This is a genomic window from Butyrivibrio sp. DSM 10294 (genome assembly GCF_028539135.1).
Classification (GTDB): Bacteria; Bacillota; Clostridia; order Lachnospirales; family Lachnospiraceae; genus Butyrivibrio.
The window spans coordinates 22,620-42,219 of record NZ_JANSWL010000030.1; the positions used below are offsets into that span (position 1 = coordinate 22,620).

Below are 19,600 nucleotides of genomic sequence, written 5' to 3' on the forward strand. Positions count from 1 at the left end.
GTTTATTTTTATGAGGGAATTAATAGATCTATTAAGTGACGGCCATGCCAGGACGGAGAAGCTCCTGGCAATAGAGCTGCACACAACGGAAGAAGACGTAAAGAGACAGATCGAATACCTGATGCATATCGGAATGATCCGCAAAGTTGACATGACCTGTTGCAGCGGGGGCTGCGGCGGGGACTGCGGAAAGTGCGCGCCCAAAGAGGGATTCAAGAATATGGGGGCGATGTATGAGGTTGTTCTCTAAAGGTGCCGGGGCCGGTTGCGAGTCAATGGGGACGGTTCTTGCTGACTCACGAAGCGAGTCAGCGAGAACCGTCCCCATTGACTCGCACAAAAAGTTCTTGCAATCATGGTTAGCGTGTGCTAACATACAGTTACAAGAGAGTATTGATAAAGATTCTCAATGATGTTGGCGTCAAAGTAAGGACGCCAAAAATTATATTTATTTGTAAGTATATGCTAACCAGAATATGCGGCGTAAGTTATATGGAAATCTCAAAAGAACATTTTCGTGGCAGCGCAGTTCCCGGCTACGAAAGTTCTCCCGTGGCAGGTCCATAGAAATATGAGCCTGTGATGAATCTAAGCGAAGGAGGGGCGAATATTTCTATGGACCTGCCACGGAAGAGCTTTCGGGGGCGGGAACGTTCGGAAAGCCAAATCCGAAAATGATAAAAGTTCATTTTCTTGTTGACAATTATTCTTAATAAGACTATTCTATCTAGTGGCGTTAGCGTATGCGAACGGATATTAGCATAGGCAAACAATAGCTAGGATGGGCTAACATATACAGGAGGCTATTATGACACTTAACGAAGCACAGCTTGGACAGGAATATCTTATAGAATCCGTGGATACAGAAGGTGATGAGGATATGGAGAGCTTCCTTTTTTCCCTTGGATGTTACAGCGGTGAGAAGATAACTGTTGTGGATAAGAAGAGAAACCTGGTGGTTGCGATCAAGGATGCGAGATATAATATCGATCCGGAGCTGGCAGGCGCTATCAAGATCTGAGCATTATCATAAATACATAATTCTAAAACATATAATTCTAAACCACATAATTCTAAAATACATACAAAAATGCAATAATCAAAATATCCGGATCATGATTGGCAGATCAAAAAGTCATACAATCCGGATAAAAAATACTTATTGAGTTAGCAGCCGCTATCAAAAGTAAGTTTGAGCTAACAAATAAACCAATAAATAACGTTGATATTCCGAGCCGGGCTTAAAACCTGAGCCCAAAGCTCTGAAAATAAAATGAAAAATTATTGTAGGAGGATAGTTATGAGAATCGCGATGGCAGGTAACCCCAACAGTGGTAAAACCACCATGTACAACGCCCTCACCGGAAGAAGTGAGAAAATCGGTAACTGGGCGGGTGTAACTGTAGACAAGAAAGAGAGTGTTATCAAGAAGAAGTACTACGACGGTGACAAGGAACTGATCGCTGTGGATCTTCCCGGCGCATATTCAATGTCTCCTTTCACATCAGAGGAGAGCATCACCAGCGGATATGTTAAGAATGAGCATCCCGATGCCATCATCAACATTGTAGATGCTACGAACTTAAGCCGCAGCCTTTTCTTCACAACACAGCTTCTTGAACTGGGAGTTCCTGTGGTTGTTGCACTTAACAAGAACGATGCCAATGACAAAAAGGGGAATGCCATTGACGAGAAGCTCCTTTCAGAAAAGCTGGGCTGTCCTGTTATCAAGACAGTTGCCACCTCAGAAGTAGGTCTTAAAGAGGTTGTTAAGGCAGCAGCAGAGCTTGAGGGCAAGGGACAGAAGGAAGTATACGTTCAGGGTAACGTTGATCTTACCGACAAGGCAGCAGTTGAAGCCGCTGACAGAAAGCGTTTTGAATTCGTTAACAAGATCGTGAGCGAAGTTGAGAACCGTAAGGTCCTTACCAAGGATAAGAACGTAGGAGATGCTATCGATAACATCATAACTCATCCTGTTCTCGGAATTGTTATTTTTGCCGCTATCATGTGGCTTGTATTCTATATTTCACAGACAACAGTAGGAACCTGGCTGGCAGATATCCTTGCCGGATGGATCGATACCTTCAAGGAGTTTGTCGGAGAGAAGATGGCAGATGCCAATCCTCTTCTTTATGCACTTCTTGTTGACGGTATCATCGGCGGTGTTGGAGCCGTTGTTGGATTCCTTCCTCTTGTTATGGTTATGTACTTCCTCATTGCTCTTTTGGAGGACTGCGGATACATGTCCAGAGCAACCGTTGTACTTGATCCTATTTTCAAGAGAGTTGGTCTTTCCGGCAAATCCGTTATCCCCATGATCATCGGAACCGGCTGCGGAATCCCCGCTATCATGGCCTGCCGTACCATCAGAAATGAGAGAGAAAGACGCGCAACAGCAATGCTTGCAACTTTCATGCCCTGCGGCGCTAAGCTTCCTGTTATCGCTCTTTTTGCAGGAGCATTTTTCCCTGAGTCAAGATGGGTGAGCTTCATCTGCTACATGGGCGGTATCTTGCTTATCCTTCTGGGAGCCCTTCTTATCAAGGCTATCACAGGTATGAAGTACAGAAAGAGCTTCTTTATCATAGAGCTTCCTGAGTACAAGGTTCCAAGCCTTATGTTTGCTGTTAAGTCAATGCTTGAAAGAGGTAAGGCATACATTATCAAGGCAGGAACAATCATCCTTGTATGTAACACAGTAGTTCAGATCATGCAGACCTTTGACTTTGGCTTCCATCCTGTAGAAGAGGGAATGGAGAGCACTTCAATCCTTGCAGGCGTTGCAGGACCTTTTGCTTACCTTCTTGTTCCTATCGTTGGTATTGTCAGCTGGCAGCTTGCTGCAGCAGCAATCACAGGTTTCATTGCAAAAGAGAACGTTGTCGGAACCATCGCAACTGTATTTGCAATCTCTAACCTCATTGATACAGAGGAGCTTGAGCTTATCGGCGAAGGTAACGCAGTTGCAGCCGTTATGGGTATCACCAAGGTTGCTGCTCTTGCATACCTTATGTTCAACCTGTACACACCTCCGTGCTTCGCAGCTCTTGGTGCTATGAACTCAGAGATGAAGTCAGCCAAGTGGCTCTGGGGCGCTATCGGACTCCAGCTTGCAACAGGCTTTACAGTAGGTTTCCTTGTATATCAGATCGGTACACTTATCACTGCAGGAACAGTTGGAGCAGGATTTGTTCCCGGCCTTATTGCCATCGCAGTATTTGCATGTGTTATAGTATATCTGATAAAGAAAAATCAGAAGGCTATGGTTCTTGAGTACAAGCTTGACTAATGTACTTGAGGCATCAGCCTGTAAGTAACAGAAAAGAGAGTAATTATGGTTAATTTTATTGCAGGGGCAGTTATCTGCCTGCTTCTTGGACTATCAATCGGATATATTGTCAAGGAAAAGAAAAAAGGCACCAAGTGCATAGGTTGCCCAATGGCGGGAAACTGTCACAAGGCAACGGCCTGTAAGAAGTAAATTGAACAAGTAAAACATATATGGCCCGCACCAAAAACGCGGGCCATGTTTAAAAGATGTGGTTAGCATTGGCTAACCTGAAACGGTAATCTCGAAATGGGGACGCAGTTATGAGCAATGAACAGATTATTACGGCACTAAGAGAGAGCGGATTAAGGATTACAAAGCAGAGAGAACTGGTGGCAGGGGTTATTGCCGAGAATGATGGGGCAAGCTGCAAGGATATCTGCTGCATTGTCCATAACAGGGACAAGTCCATCGGCACAGCCACGGTATATCGCATGATAAAAGCATTGGAGGATATTGGAGTAGTTGAGCGCATAGATATGATCAAGCTCCAATAAGTCAATAAAGTATTGTCATATGAGGGAAAAATATGCAACTGGAATTACAGAACATTAAGAAATCCTACGGCGAGGACGGGAACCGGATCGAAGTCCTTAAGGACATAAGTCTTCAGGTGGAAAAAGGGGAATTCGTGGTCCTTCTTGGGCCCTCAGGCTCCGGCAAATCCACACTTCTTAACATAATCGGGGGAATTGACAGTGCCGATTCCGGCAAGATCATAATCCGGGAAAAGAGTATGTCCGACATGGACGAAAAAGCCCTTACCACCTACAGAAGGGAGCACCTTGGATATATTTTCCAGATGTATAACCTTATCCCGAACCTTACCGTCAGGGAAAATATAGAGGTTGGGGCATATCTGTCAAAAAATCCCCTTGATATCGATGAACTCATAGAAGTTTTGGGCCTGAAAGAGCATCAGAACAAGATTCCCAGCCAGTTATCCGGCGGACAGCAGCAAAGATGCGCCATCGGAAGAGCAATAGTCAAAAATCCGGATATTCTACTGTGTGATGAGCCAACGGGAGCGTTGGACTACAACACATCCAAAGAAATCCTTACATTAATAGAAGAAGTTAATCAAAAATACGGCAATACCGTCATAATGGTCACCCACAACGATGCCATCAAGAATATGGCTGATTTCGTGGTAAAGCTAAGAGACGGCGTTATCAGAAAGAGCTATCGTAACGAAACCAAACAAACTGCAGCAGAGCTTGACTGGTAAAGGGGAAGGAGTATGAAAAATCCGTTAAACAAAAGGCTCCTTCGTGAGCTTACCGGCGATATCGGGAAATACATTGTTATTTTTATCCTGATGGTATTTTCCATAGGCTTTGTCTCCGGTTTTCTCGTTGCCGGGGAGAGCATGATAATTGCATATAACGAAAGTTTTGATAAATACAGCATTGAAGATGGGAACTTCAGAACGGAAGAGAGACTGACAGATACTCAGAAGGAATGGATTAAGACCAAGGGTGTAACGGTCTATGAGAACTTCTATGTGGAGAAGGAGTTCGATAATGATACGAAGCTAAGGATCTTCGCAAGCAGAGAAGAAGTTGACAAGGTATGCGTCATGAAAGGACGTCTCCCGGAGGGGCTGTCTGAAATTGCCGTAGACAGGATGTATGCGGACAACAACGGCCTGACTGTGGGAGATTCGCTTGTTTCCAGGGAAAAGAGCTATCTGATCGCAGGGCTGGTGGCGCTTTCGGACTACAGTGCACTTTTTTACAATAATAACGACATGATGTTTGATGCATCAGCCTTCGGAGTGGCAATTGTTTCAAAAGAGGCTTTTGCACAGTTCGAGGATGGGGCGCTTCGCTACAACTATGCCTGGCTGTATGACGTTAAGCCGGGGACCGAAGAGGAGGAAAAAGAGGTCTCCGAGGACCTGATGGAGGCCATCTCCGGGAGGATCACGCTGGAGAATTTCGTTCCGGGGTATCTCAATCAATCCATTACCTTCACCGGCGAAGATATCGTGGGTGACAAGGCGATGGTGGAGGTACTTCTTTACATTATTATATTGATCATTGCCTTTGTATTCGGAATAACCATCAACAACACTATTCATAAGGAAGCCAACGTCATTGGAACGCTTCGTGCGTCCGGTTATACCATAAATGAGCTGATACGTCACTACATGGCCATGCCGCTGATCGTTACGGTAATTGCGGCTATCATCGGAAATATCCTGGGCTACACTGTATTCAAGGATCTCTGCGCAGAGCTTTACTATGGAAGCTATTCGCTGCCCACCTACGTAACCCTGTGGAACGCCGAGGCTTTCCTTAAGACTACGATAATACCGATGATCATCATGCTGGTGGTTACGTATTTTATCCTGAGAAAAAAGCTCTCACTGAGTCCTCTTAAATTAATAAGAAGAGACCTGTCGGGCAAAAATCAGAAGCACGCCGTTACATTAAATAAGAAGATAAGGTTTCTGAACCGATTCCGCATAAGGATACTGATCCAGAATAAGAGCAGCTACATCATACTTTTCGCGGGACTGCTGTTCGCAAATATGCTATTGTTCTTCGGAATGATGCTACCGCCTATGCTGGTGCACTACCAGGGGCTGGTGACGGATATCATGCTGGCGAAACATACGTATCTGCTGCAGATCCCGGCAGGGGCAATCGATGGCGATAATGAGCTTGCTGCGGCTTTTTCCTATACTATTTTGCAGAGTAAGATAAACACCAACAATCCCGACGCTGAGAAGTTCTCCGCCTACAGCCTTAAGACCACGGGGGAGGACGGCACCAGGGTTGAGGAGGTCACACTGTACGGAATCGCTGATGACAGCAGGTATGTAGATACGAAGTTTAATGACAAGACAGTTCTTATTTCCTCGGCCTATGCGGACAAGTATGGGCTGGGGAAGGGCGATGTCATCACGCTGAAGGAACCCTATGAGGATAGATACTACGGTTTCAAGGTCACGGGAATCTACAAGTATGATGGAGGAATCGCCGTATTTATGAGCAAAAAGCATCTGAATACGGTGCTGGGGATGGATGAGGAGTTCTTCTCGGGGTATTTCTCTGACACAAAGATCACGGATATTGAGGAGAAATATATCGGAACTGTCATTGATGAGGAGTCCCTTACAAGGGTTACCAGGCAGCTCCTGATCTCCATGGGAAGCCTTATGTACATGGTTGACACATTCTCGGTGGTCATGTTCATTGTGCTCATATATCTGTTGTCCAAGCTTATCATCGAAAGGAATGTACAGTCCATATCTATGGCCAAGATCCTGGGATATTCAAGGAGTGAGATTGCTTCTTTATACATAGTGCCCACGGCAATGGTTGTCGTTCTATCTCTTCTGTTATCCTATCCGATACTGTCCTATGTGATGGTGGGAATATTCAGGGTAATGTTAAAAAAGATGATGAGCGGCTGGATGATAATCTGGCTGGATCCAACGGTTTACATAAAGATGTTTTTGCTTGGAATAATCACATATGCGATTGTTGCGGTTATGGAATATCGTAAAATCGGAGGAATTCCAATGAGTGAAGCGCTGAAAAACGTGGAGTGATTTGGAAGATTATGAATTGTTTATAAAATGAAAATAGCAGAAGCAGCGCGGATTTGCGTCGCACACACTATTATATATCGGCTATTCGTGAGCGTTATTCAAGATAGAAGTCTTGAAAACGCTCATTTTTTATACTTTTTTTAGTAATTTTACCGTAATACTGATATATAATAATATAAAATGAAACAAACTTTCACAGAAATTTCACATATCGGACAAAAATAATTCAAAATATGATTAACAGCATGATGTCTTATTTTCTAAAATAATTTGCGTAAGCGTAGATTATCCGATAGAGAAATTGCTCGAAACAAAATGATTCTAGAGGGGGATCAAATTATGTTGAAGAGATGTAACAAGTTATTGGCGTTTGTGTTGGCACTTGTTCTTGTGTTCACGGCTTTTAGCGGTGATTTCACAAGGTCTGTTGCCTACGCCACCGAGGAAGAACAGTCCGATGGAGAGAAGGCTGCGACCTGGGACGAGATCAAGGAATCCCTGGAGACTCCTAGTGAGTCAGCTCCGGAGGATTCACAGAATCCGGAGGAACCCGGAGAATCAGATGAGTCATCTGCGGAAGCAGGAAATGACGAATCTGCTGAGCAGCCCGAAGGAGGCGAGCAGCAGGAGCCGGCACAGGAAGAGACTGTAGAAGCTCCCGCAGAGGCTCCTGCCACCGAAGCGTCCGCAGCTGCAAGCAGCGAAGATGCTGGGGAGGCATCAAGCGCAGCATCAACCGAGCAGGCCGCCGAAGCACCCGGCGAAGCGAGCAGCGAAGCCGCAAGTGAGGCCAGCAGCGAGGATGCGTCTGTTGAAGCGAGCAGCGAGGCCAGCAGCGAAGATGCCGGCGAAGCATCCAGCGAAGCTTCATCAGAGGAAGTAGCTCATGAGGCAAAGCTTGTAACTGTTACTTACAAAATAGCAGATGATGAAGGCGGTAAGATTTCAAGAGAATCTGAGACTGTTGACATTGCTGATGAGGAAGAGTCTTTTGAAGGTGCCACAGCTACAGCAGATGAAGGTTATCAGTTCGCTAACTGGATAAATGAGGATGGAAGCCTTGCATGCAAGACTGCAACCATCGTTCCCGAGGATATCGAAGAAGATACCACCTTCATAGCTGTTTTTGTCAAAGATGATGTAAATAAGCCCGCTGTTTCCTTTGAGGAGAATGTAAACGGACTTAACATCTTAATCGATGCACCTGAGGGAGCTTTCCCTGAGGGAACAGAAATTAATATCACTCCTGTTTATGACAATAAGGTAGCTAAGGCTGCGGAAGAAGTTGTCGATGCCGATGTAGAGACAACAGTGGCTGTAGATATTACTTTTACCTATAAGAATAAAGAGATCGAGCCCCTTATTCCCATATCCGTTAAATTCGTAAGTGATGTGATCGCAGATCCTGAGGATACACACATTGTACACATCGATGATAACGGCGACGCAAGTCTAATTGACAACGCCGATGTACAGGGCAATTCCGTAGAGTTTACATCAGACAGCTTCTCTATTTATATCGTTGTTATCAATGGCGAGGATGCCCGTCTTAACGTTAGATTCATGAACGGCACATCTGAAGTTGCCTCCATGATGGTTAAGAAGAAAGATATCCCCAGAATAGACGAGGTTATCTATGATCCCGGTACCGGTGATCCTGAGGATGGCGTTATCTTCAAAGGTTGGACTGAAGATCCCGATTATACGGTTGAGACCCAGGGTTGGACCATTGATGAAGTACGTAACAAAGTAGCAACATTGCTTCCTCCTGCTAATGACGGAGATGAGTACAAAGTATACGCAATGTTCTTTAGGCAGTACACTGTTAACTACATTGATACTGTCGAGAATGGCAATGTATCACTTGGACAGAGATCTGTATTATATCGTGCAGATGCAACCGGTGATGATAAGAACGCTCAGTACAAAATTGACATGGGCTATTCGCCTAACGATGATGAGCATGAGTTCCGTGGATGGCACGTATTTGACCCTGACACCTATGCAGCTAACATTGTGAAAAAGGGTGATGATGATTACACCTACGATCCTGATCAGGAGAATCTTTTCAAGCAGGGAGAAACTATCACCATCTGCGGTGATGTAGTATTCTCTGTCTATGCGCCTGAAGGCCACTGGCTGATTTTTGATGAGAACGGTAAGGGAGCAACTTATTGTGCACCCAGGTTCCTGCTTACTAATGAGCCTACAGAAATGCCCAGGGAAAAGAAGGATATGCTCAGGAACGGTTATACTTTCGACTGGTGGTATACAGGAGCACCCGGTGAGGATGGCGTTCCAACCGGTGAGAAGTTTGTTTTCGGAGATGTTATAACAGAAAGAACTACCCTCTATGCTAAGTGGGATCCTGTTGATGAAGCTCAATATACAATCCTTATTTGGAAGCAGAACGCAGAGAAGAATGGTTATGACTTCACAGATTCAATAGTGGGTTATGACAGAGTTGGTGAGAATATCGCCGATCTTGCCATTACGGAAAATACCATTGGCGAGATGAAATATGTAGACATCAATGTTAAGAAGCAGGGAGGCGGTACTGCACAAAAGCAGTATGGCGGAATTGATTCTGAAGCTGCAAGAGGCAGTAAATTAAATGATCCGTTCATCGGATTTACCATGAATAAATATGATACCAATGTTAAGATCACTCCTGAGGGAGATGCAGTGGTTAACGTATATTTTGACCGTATGCACTATTTTGTCAAAATGTTCGTGACTCTTCAGGATGGCAATGGCTATCATGGTTCTTCCAAGCTTGGTAATCCATACAGCGGTAACTGGAGTACTCAGCTTTCCGGAATAACAAAGGTAAAGGGTAATGTACCTTCTGCTTTTGTGCAAGATGGAAACAAGAGATACTATTACTATGAATTTGATGCCTTTTATGGTGATGATATTTCCAAGAAATGGCCTTCTTATGACGATGTGGAAGTAGCAAACAATACGAAGTACTTTATTAGCTGGCTGCTTATGCGCACAGCCAAGGCCTTTACCGGTGATGATCATGGTAAAGATACCGTCAAGGGTGAAATTAATGTCCTTGATGAAATGGTACTTGGTGATCTGACTCACAGTGATACCAATTACCTGACCGCAAGATATGATAATGAGCCGTATAATTGGACCTACAAGATTTATTTTGAAGATGAAAACGGTCAGTTCCCTGAGGAACCGGACAGAGAAATTCATGCCAGATCCAATCAGGATGGTATTAATTCACAGCACAATCCTGCAATTGATGGATATACATTCTTAAAGCAGGATAATTATAAGAAAAGTGGCAGAAACTGTGAAATAGGCTTCTATTACAGACCACTGTCATATCCGATCCGTTTTATGGACGGTGAGTATTTTAACGGCGAACTGGAAGGAACGGATAACCGTGCCGGTAATATGCTCCACGCCGTAACCGGTATCAGATACGGAACTAAGATCAGCACGTACCTGAAAGATCATCCGGATGGATTCAACATCGATAATCCTACATGTCCTGAGCCGGGTTATGTATTTGACGGCTGGTATGTTGATGAAGGATGTACCGGTGCTAAGTTTGATTTTGACAGTAAGATGTCAACTTCAGGAGCAGTTGTATACGCTAAGTGGATTCAGATTCAGTACCGTGTATTCCTGCATCCTAATGCAAAGATGGATGACGGAACAAATGACCCTGATCTTGATTGGGGTGATGACGATCCTTCCATGTGCTTCCGTGTATCTTATAACGGAACAATATCAGAGCGAAGAGGTGAGAGACCTCAATATGAGTTCGTTGGCTGGTATCTTGATGAAGCATGCACAGCCGGCAACATGTTTAACTTTGCCGAGAAACTCAACGAATCAACGGTTACACAGGCCTATGATAAACACACTCACAACACCGATCCTATGGATATTTACGGTGAAGGGGCAACCTGGAACTCTGATCTTGAAGTGACGACCGGTGATAAGCCTCATCCTGAGCGTACATGGATAACCAAGGAATTCAATCTCTACGGTAAGTGGAGAAAGATCCTTGACGGCGCTGACGGACTCTATGTAGTTTACGATATAGAGGATCCCGATCTTGATAATGATCCTGCTACCAAAGATCCCGGAAAGGGTACCGGAAAAGCAGAAGATAGCCGTTGCTATGCAGAAGGAGCACCAATTTCTGCAGTTCCGGCTGTTACAGCTCCCGATGGTTATCAGTTTGAGACCTGGGTAATCCAGAGATATGACAAAGACCAGGATAAATATGTTGATACAAATGAGACAGTTCTGCCGGGCGGAACCTTTGATGCCAAGGCAAGCTACTCACATGTAGTAGACAAGGAAGATGGTATTCATAAGATCTATACAATGCAGCTTCGTGCAGAGTATAAGAAGATTGATGAGCCTACACCTACCTATATTCCTTGGTTTAACAACGACGGAACTAAGGCCTTCCATGTTGATACAGTAATGAAGGTCGGAGACGCCGAGAGAAGTACTCTTAAGATCAACGAAGCAGTGCCTATTCTTAATCCTGAGAACCCTCTAAACAGAGAGAAGTTCGAATTCAAGGGCTGGGCTAAGGTAGATATGGGTACCACAGAAGCAGAGGCAACAGCTTTCATGGCCGGCCCCGACACCTTCCTTCAGAATGTAACCGTTAACTTCCTTTGGTATAAGGATGGCAAGTACTACGGCAATGCAGCCTGCGGCGCTGATGATGAAGCTAAGCTTGTTGCAGCTGATGAACTTAAGCCTTATCAGGCACTGTTCGCAGTATGGGAAGAGCTTCCTACTTATGAAGTTGAGTTTGCGTTTGATGAGACAGCTCCCGCTGATCTGACAGTTCCTGACAAGCTTACAGGCAAGTACGAAGGTGATCCTATTGATGTAAGCTCGCAGACCCAGGAAGTTACAGATGCGGCAGCAGTTCTTGGATACAAGTTCCTGGGCTGGACATCAGAGCAGGTAACACCTGTAGATGATAAGTTCACAATGCCTGCTAAGAATGTACTCCTTGTTGGCTCCTTCGAGCGTATCAAGTATACAGTTACCTATGAATACGTTGGAACAGTTCCCGCAGGAACAGATCCTTATCCTGCACCTACAGAGCCTTCACACTATGCCGGCGATACAGTATACCTTGCTAAGGATGCTACAGCGCCCGGACATACATTCAGCGGCTGGACAGGAAATTATAAGATCAAGGAAAACGGATCTCTTATAGATAAGATTTTTAACTTCATTAAGGGACAGAGCGGACAGTCATTTATAATGCCTGCAGCCAATGTGCTTATTCAGGGATCCTTCGATGCGGAAATGCATCAGGTTGTATATAAGATTGTCGGTGATGAGATTCCTTCGGGAGTTACAGTACCTGCAACCAAGTCATATGCATACGGTGTTACCGTATATGTTGAGCCCGACGTTTCCGCTAATAAATATGCGTTCAGCGGATGGGATTCCAAGGATGTTTCAATTTCCGGTGGAAGCTTCCCGATGCCTAACAAGGATGTTGAGATCATAGGTGTATTTGATCCTATAACCTATGACATCACCTTCGAGTACAGACTGGCAGACGGCGTAACAGAACCTGCGAACTTCGCAGAGTGGCAGGAACAGGCCAAGGCTTATAACGGAACCTTCAGAGAAGGTGACGATATTCCTCTTCCTACAAGACCTACAGTTAAGGGCCTTGTATTCACGGCTTGGAAGATGGAAGAAGTAACCAAGGAGAAGACTCCTTTTGAGAGAGCTCTTGAGAGAGCCAAGAAGCTCCTTGCCCTGCAGGTAAGTGCGGCTGATGATGAGACCATGAAGTGTAAGGATTACGACGCAGTTATTTACAGCGTGATCAGTACCTCCTCAACGCCTCCTTCACCTCCGCCAACACCTCCGACACCTCCTACACCGCCTACACCTACTCCTACGCCTACACCGGATCCTATAACAACACCTACTCCTACACCTGTAGCAGTAGTTCCCGGCGGACAGGCAGTACTTGGTGCAAGACGTGAAACAGGTAACGGCCAGGCAGTTCTCGGCGCAAGACGCGGAAGAACAGACGATGAGACCAATACCTCAGCAAGAGCCTTTGCAATCATCGTAGCAGCCGCAGCAGCATTCTCACTTCTCTTCGTTGGCAAAAAGAAAGAAGATGAAGAAAGCTAATATCTCCTAACAATATCAACCAACTCACAGCGGATACCCCCCCAAGTGGTATCCGCTGTTTTCCTCCACCCAGGATTGCAGACGCACGTAAACCAGCGTTTTTCCGGTACTTTTGCTGACCGGACCTTTGGCTCGAAAACATTATGGGCCCTCTGACAGCGCTTTCCCCGTCATTATGTCAAATACAGTGAAATCGGGCTTTTTTAATGTTTGAGCGTCTGTTTGCACGATATAATAATGGTAACCGTGAAATAAAGTTAAGAAAATTTTAACAATTTCCACAAAAAAATTTCGCTCTATGATTGTTTATATGATTGTCCAGACATTAAAATATTCCTAACGAAAGGATATTTGGTATGAACAAAAAGAAGGGGACCTTTATTGTCAAGGTAGAATATAATCAGCATGATACCTATCAAGGGGAAGTCGTTTGGGCTGAAGGGAATAAGTCCAAGCGTTTTAGGAGCATGCTGGAACTTGTCAGACTCATGGATGATGTCATGGCGAGCGGCGAAATGAAGACAGAAGACAGAAAGGACTCCGTGTCTTAATTTATTTCGAAAAATAATCCCACTAACTCACAATTTAATACTCGACTTGAATTTTGGTAACTTACAACGGTAACAAAAATGATTCTAGAGGGGGATCAAATTATGTTAAATAAAAGTAAAAAGTTACTGGCGTTTATGTTGTCGATTGCCCTTGTATTCACTACTTTTGGCAGTGATCTTGCAAGTGCAGTTGCCTATGCCGAGGACGAAGCGGCTGCTACAGAAGCCTCAGCTGTCGAAGAAAAGGCTACAACCTGGGATGAGATAGTTGAAGAAGTGCCCGGCACACAGGATGAGAGTGGAGGCGGAAATGAAGATACATCCGGGGAGACGGATGAATCATCAGATGACGCCCAGGGAGAAGATACTCCGGCTGACACCGATGAAGGTGAGGGCGGAGCTGTTGACGTACCCGAAAATCCAACTCCTGAAGAGCCTGCAGAGGGCGGCGAAGCAGAAAATCCTACAGAGACTCCTTCCGAAGCTTCAACAGAGAGCACGATTGATGCAGCAGACGCAGCATCCATAGGTTCATCTTCATCCGAGGATGCAACAGAAGCTTCAAGTGAAGCTGCCAGCGAGGCATCAAGCGAGGATGCATCAGAGGCATCTTCAGAAGCTTCCTCAGAAGATGCATCAGAGGCTTCCAGCGAAGCATCAAGCGAGGATGCTGCAGCAGAGGCCAGCTCAGTTGAAGAGATGCTGGTGACTGTAAGATACACAGCCACTGATGGTGGTAGAGTATCAAGATCCAAAGAGACTGTTGATCTTAAAGACGAAGATGACAAGTTTAAAGGATCCACAGCCACAGCTGATGACTACTACGGATTCGTAGAGTGGGTGGATGAAGATGGCAACACAGTATGTGAAGATGCAACATTCGTTCCTTCCGACATAGAGGAAGATGCCACCTTTACCGCAGTATTCGAAGAAATCGTTAAGAAGCCGGCAGTATCCTTCTCAAGAGGCGTGGACGGACTTAACGTCTTTATTGATGCGCCTGAAGGAGCATTCCCTGAGGGGACAGAGGTTATAGTAACTCCTGTTTACGACCAGGAGGTCCTTGATGCTGCAACCGACGTAGTTGACGGTGATGCCAAGAAGGCTGTTGCTGTAGATATCACTTTTACTTATAAAGATAAGGAAATTGAACCCCTTGTTCCTATAACAGTAAAGTTTTTCAGTAATGATATCAAAGAAGCTGATGATACAAACGTCGTTCATATTGGTGATGACGGAGATGCCAAGGTTCTGGACAACGTGGATGTTGGCAACAATTCCGTTGAGTTTGATTCATCAGATTTCTCAATCTATGTAATCGTTATTTCCGGTGAGGATGCCCGTCTTGAAGTTGTATTCAAGAAGGGTGAAGATACCATCGCATCCATGTTCGTTAAGTCCGGAGATACCATGGACATGGTTATCTATGATCCCGGTGTGGGGAATTTACCGGACGGAGTCATGTTCAAGGGATGGACAAGAGATCCTGGCTATCTTGCATCGGAAGCCGATGAAAAGGGACTTACTATTGACAAGGTACGCCAGGAAGTTGTTAGCCTGCTTCCGCCTAATGCAGAAATCACTGACGGTGATCAGGTTGTCTATTATGCGATGCTCATTAAGCCCTATACTGTTACATACCTGGATGAAGGCGGTACTGCTCTTGGAAGACATGTTGTAAATGTTCGTGCTGATGCATCCGGAGAAGATAAGAAGCAGGAATATATTGTCAACATGAACTACACCCCCATCAACGACGAGCATGCCTTTGAGGGCTGGTTTGTGGTTGACGGACAGGATAATATCCTTACTGTAAACGGTGATCCCTATGTATATGATCCGGAGGGAACCGTTCAAAACACAGATAAACTTGTAATTACCGATAGCATCGTTCTTTCGGTAAATTCACCTCTGGGCCATTGGCTTATCTTTGATGAGAATGGTAAAGGCGGTAAATATAATGCACCTCAGTTTGTAAAGGACGGCGAGGTGACAAAGGAACCCTGTGACAGAAGTGTTATGACCAGATATGGTTATAACTTCGTGGACTGGTACGAGGCGGTATATCTTACTGAGGAAGAGGCCGGTGAGGATGAAAAAGCCGGAACTCCCAAGTATGATGCTAACGGAAAGCCTGTACTTCAGAGTACTCCATTCTCATTCGGCGGAGAGATCGACAAGACCACATATCTGTTTGCTGTATGGGAAAATAAAACAAATGCGCCTTATACAGTCATTATCTGGACTCAGAATAAGTATGACCGTACAAAATACGATATAGCGGACGTTTTCTCCTATGACTTCGGTGAGGTTGGCCATAATATTCCTTATAGAAGGGTTGATAACGGTGATGAGGATTATGCTGTTCTTACGGATGCTCCTGCCCGTGACAGTAATAAGTACCATTTCACAGGCTTTAACCTCAAAACGGATATAGAGGATGTGAAGGTTACTCCTGAAGGTGATGCTGTTCTCAATCTTTACTACGATAGAATTGAGTACGATCTGAGATTCTATTATTACAGAGAGCAGGTAGGCGGAGGAAACAACAGATATTCATATGCTCAGAATTCCGGCGGAGGAAGCAGCTTAAATGATCTGGCTACCTGGTATGGCGGAGCATCTTTGGCGGAGATGCCTACTCAGACTTATGGCACAGTATCGTCACAGAGAGAAGGCAACTATAATTATTATTATTTTACCCTGCATGCTTATTATGGACAGGAAATAGAAGATATATGGCCTCAGTACACCCAGATTTCAGGGCCTGCAAATAACAGAGAGCCTGTCAGCTTTATCATGATGGTAGGAACCAAGCTTAAACCGAATCCTACTAATCAGGGTAGTGGAACTGTTAAGGGTGTTATTACCGTATTGGATGAGAATATTCTTGGAGCTACCAATGACTCTGATGGTAACTACATGATCATTCGATTTAATACGTATTTTAACTGGAGATATCACATCTGGTTTGAGACCATACCGGGAGTAGAATATCCGGCAGGAACCACCAGAACTTATCAGGGAAAGACCTACTATGAAGATCACGTAGTAGAATCCCGTTCAAGTAATACAACAGTAGCTAACCAGAATGAGCCTAACTATACAGGCTTTACCTACAACACTGTTCGCGGACAGAATTGGAATGATGCAGCTTATTGGAACACTACTGAGGGTAATACAACCTTATATCATATCAATCATATCTACACCCGTAATATGTACAATATTGAGTTCATGGAAGGCAGATACTACAAGGATAAAGACTTCCTGTACGGACGTGAAAACAATATTTTACGCACCAGTGATCCTATAGCTCAGCATGCAGCAATTCCTGCGGAATACAAGAATTATGTTCCTAACCTTCCACAGAATGAGGAAGGATATGTATTCGGAGGATGGTATACAGATGGTACCTGCACCGTTCCATTCGATTTTGATAATGCTGAAATGCAGGTGGGCGGTATTCAGGTATATGCAAAATGGTACAAGATCCAGTACCGTGTATTCCTTTATCCAAATGCGGGAACAGATCCTACTTTGGATTGGGGTTCTGAAACACAGGAGACCTCATTCCGTGGTAACTATGGTGAGAGAATCAGTACACCCACCGGTATAAGAGCCGGCTATGTATTCTCCGGATGGTATACAGACCCTGATTTTAATAATCTGTTTAATGATCAGGCCTATGTTCTGAATGATAATACAGTTACCCGGGATTATGATACATCCAAGCCCACTGAGGGCAGGGATAAATGGGGAAACGGCGGCACATACAATAAGGATGTTACTGATAATCGTTTCTGGATTACCAGAGAACTGGATCTTTATGCTAAGTGGAGCAAGATTCTTGAAGGTTCCAACGGAATCAAGGTTACTTATGTAAAGGAAGATCCGCGTTCTCAGATTACCGGTATCGGCAATCCTGTGGACGCAAATCTGTACGTGGATAATGCTGATGCAACGGCAGTGGCAGCCCTTAAGTCTCCTGATGAGAAGTATCAGTTCTCACACTGGATGATGCAAAAGGCCAATGATGCCGGAGATGGCTATGTGGATGAAGGAACAGTCATTTATCCCGGAGAGAAATTTAAGGTTCTTGCACAGAATGCGATAGTTGATGTTATCAGCAGAAAACCTGATGGAACCATTGATAAGGCTAATTATACAATTCAGCTCAGACCTGTATTTACCAAGGTGGAGGAGGCTACTCCTACATTTATTCCTTGGTATAAGAATGATGGTACTGATTGCTTCCACACCGACAAGATTGTAAACGGAGAAAATGCACTTCTTATCAATGAAGCTGTAGAAATTCAGCCTGCACTTACCCGCGAAGGATACAGATTCCTTGGATGGGCAAAGGTTAGAATGGGTGCGAGTGCTGAAGAAGTAGAGGCATTCAGGAGTAACAGCGGCAACTGGACCCAGGCTTTAGGTACGTCCAATCTGTTCCTGTACTATGATGCGGATAGCAATAAGTTCTTCTCAGATGCAGCGAAGACCAAGGTGGCAGAGTATGTGGCAGCTGATGAAGAGATGCCTTATCAGGCTCTGTTCGCAGTATGGGAAGAAGGAAAGAAGATAATTTATACAGACGGCGTTGAGAATGAGACTGTCTTTGACGACCAGACATACAGAGCATTTGTAGGCGAAGCCACACCTAAGTTCCAGGCAGCGGATGGCACAAATGAGCCCACAAGACCCGGCTACAAGTTTATGGGATGGAATCCTGGATGGAAGGATACCGTTGATGGCGACCAGACCTACACTGCAACCTGGGAGGTTGATAACGACCAGACCTACATTGTTAACTACTTCTCAAAGGGCAACGGAACCGTTGATCCTACAAAGGAAGGACCTTTCCAGGTACTTTCCAACGATGATGTAATGGGTTCAAAAGCAGAACCTGCACCCGGTTACAGATTTAAGGCATGGTATAAGACTGTAGGAGATAATGACACACTTATAAGCGGTGCAGTAGCAGTTCTTTCATCTGCTCTTGCAAAACAGTATCTTGAAAAGGACGGAAATATCTTTGCTGACACTAACTACACAGCAGAGTTTGAGGTAGATCCCGATCAGACCTATAAAGTAGAATATGTATCCGATAACATAACCATGGGAACTGTTACCAATCCTGCTGACGAAGGACTCCAGGTACTTTCAACCGAGGGAGTAACAGGATCCAAGGCAGAAGCAAAGCCCGGATACAGATTTGTAGGCTGGATCAGGGATGGGGACAGTGAACCCGTATCAACAGCTGAAGAGCCCGGAGCAGCTGCCTTCAAGGCAATGATAAACAAGGATGAAGTGAATTCAAACCTTTATACTGATACCAAGTTCATTGCCAAGTTTGAAGTTGATGCCGGCAAGACTTACGTTGTCAACTATTACTCAAAGGGTAATGGAACCGTAGATCCTACAAAGGAGGGACCTTTCCAGGTACTTACAAGCGATGGTATAGAGGGTTCAAAGGCAGAACCTGCACCCGGATACAGATTCAAGGCATGGTATAAGACTGTAGGAGATAATGACACACTTATAAGCGGTGCAGTAGCAGTTCTTTCATCTGCTCTTGCAAAACAGTATCTTGAAAAGGACGGAAATATCTTTGCTGACACCAACTACACAGCAGAGTTTGAGGCAGATCCCGATCAGACCTATAAAGTAGAATATGTATCCGATAACATAACCATGGGAACTGTTACCAATCCTGCTGACGAAGGACTCCAGGTACTTTCAACCGATGGAGTAAAGGGATCCAAGGCAGAAGCAAAGCCCGGCTATGAATTTGTAGGCTGGTTCAGGGATGGAGATAATGCAGGCGTATCATCAGAAGCAGATCCCGGAGCTGATGCCTTCAAGGCACAGATAAACAAAGATGCTGAGCACACAGATCTCTATGCTGACACCAAGTTTGTTGCGAAGTTCCAGCCTGATAACAGCAAGCAATACAATGTGATCTATACAGCAAAAGAAGGCGGAACTGTA

Annotated in this window: 10 protein-coding genes; all 10 read left to right on the forward strand. The window is 44.8% G+C overall.

What is annotated here, in order from left to right:
• The first annotated feature begins 10 nt into the window (after positions 1–10).
• Positions 11–250: a FeoC-like transcriptional regulator gene (locus NXH67_RS00640; RefSeq protein ID WP_272796007.1), complete on the forward strand. Its 240-nt coding sequence runs from the start codon at positions 11–13 to the stop codon at positions 248–250.
• Between the two features lie 558 nt (positions 251–808).
• Positions 809–1,021 carry a FeoA family protein gene (locus NXH67_RS00645; RefSeq protein WP_022779409.1) on the forward strand — a complete coding sequence of 71 codons (213 nt, stop codon included), beginning with the start codon at positions 809–811 and terminating at the stop codon, positions 1,019–1,021.
• Between the two features lie 279 nt (positions 1,022–1,300).
• The gene (feoB, locus tag NXH67_RS00650) at positions 1,301–3,292 is read left to right on the forward strand and encodes a ferrous iron transporter B (RefSeq protein WP_272796008.1); all 1,992 of its coding nucleotides are present in this window, start codon (positions 1,301–1,303) and stop codon (positions 3,290–3,292) included.
• 45 nt (positions 3,293–3,337) lie between these two features.
• Positions 3,338–3,484 (forward strand): FeoB-associated Cys-rich membrane protein, encoded by a 147-nt coding sequence (locus NXH67_RS00655; RefSeq protein WP_022779407.1) that lies wholly within the window; start codon positions 3,338–3,340, stop codon positions 3,482–3,484.
• A gap of 110 nt (positions 3,485–3,594) precedes the next feature.
• Positions 3,595–3,828: a Fur family transcriptional regulator gene (locus NXH67_RS00660; RefSeq protein WP_022779406.1), complete on the forward strand. Its 234-nt coding sequence runs from the start codon at positions 3,595–3,597 to the stop codon at positions 3,826–3,828.
• 32 nt (positions 3,829–3,860) lie between these two features.
• Positions 3,861–4,559: an ABC transporter ATP-binding protein gene (locus NXH67_RS00665; protein ID WP_272796009.1), complete on the forward strand. Its 699-nt coding sequence runs from the start codon at positions 3,861–3,863 to the stop codon at positions 4,557–4,559.
• Between the two features lie 12 nt (positions 4,560–4,571).
• Complete coding sequence (locus tag NXH67_RS00670) at positions 4,572–6,893, forward strand: ABC transporter permease (protein ID WP_272796010.1); 2,322 nt, start codon at positions 4,572–4,574, stop codon at positions 6,891–6,893.
• Positions 6,894–7,232: 339 nt separating this feature from the next.
• Positions 7,233–13,055, forward strand: a complete 5,823-nt coding sequence (locus tag NXH67_RS00675; RefSeq protein WP_272796011.1) for an InlB B-repeat-containing protein — start codon at positions 7,233–7,235, stop codon at positions 13,053–13,055.
• 356 nt (positions 13,056–13,411) lie between these two features.
• Positions 13,412–13,606, forward strand: a complete 195-nt coding sequence (locus NXH67_RS00680; protein ID WP_022779402.1) for a hypothetical protein — start codon at positions 13,412–13,414, stop codon at positions 13,604–13,606.
• Positions 13,607–13,708: 102 nt separating this feature from the next.
• Positions 13,709–19,600, forward strand: a 5,892-nt coding sequence (locus NXH67_RS00685) for an InlB B-repeat-containing protein (protein WP_272796012.1), incomplete at its 3' end; no start/stop codon positions are given.

Coding starts and splice junctions, on each gene's coding strand:
- NXH67_RS00640 (WP_272796007.1), top strand. CDS start 11: ATGAGGGAATTAATAGATCTATTAAGTGACGGCCATGCCAGGACGGAG.
- NXH67_RS00675 (WP_272796011.1), top strand. CDS start 7,233: ATGTTGAAGAGATGTAACAAGTTATTGGCGTTTGTGTTGGCACTTGTT.
- NXH67_RS00645 (WP_022779409.1), top strand. CDS start 809: ATGACACTTAACGAAGCACAGCTTGGACAGGAATATCTTATAGAATCC.
- NXH67_RS00665 (WP_272796009.1), top strand. CDS start 3,861: ATGCAACTGGAATTACAGAACATTAAGAAATCCTACGGCGAGGACGGG.
- NXH67_RS00655 (WP_022779407.1), top strand. CDS start 3,338: ATGGTTAATTTTATTGCAGGGGCAGTTATCTGCCTGCTTCTTGGACTA.
- NXH67_RS00660 (WP_022779406.1), top strand. CDS start 3,595: ATGAGCAATGAACAGATTATTACGGCACTAAGAGAGAGCGGATTAAGG.
- NXH67_RS00680 (WP_022779402.1), top strand. CDS start 13,412: ATGAACAAAAAGAAGGGGACCTTTATTGTCAAGGTAGAATATAATCAG.
- feoB (WP_272796008.1), top strand. CDS start 1,301: ATGAGAATCGCGATGGCAGGTAACCCCAACAGTGGTAAAACCACCATG.
- NXH67_RS00670 (WP_272796010.1), top strand. CDS start 4,572: ATGAAAAATCCGTTAAACAAAAGGCTCCTTCGTGAGCTTACCGGCGAT.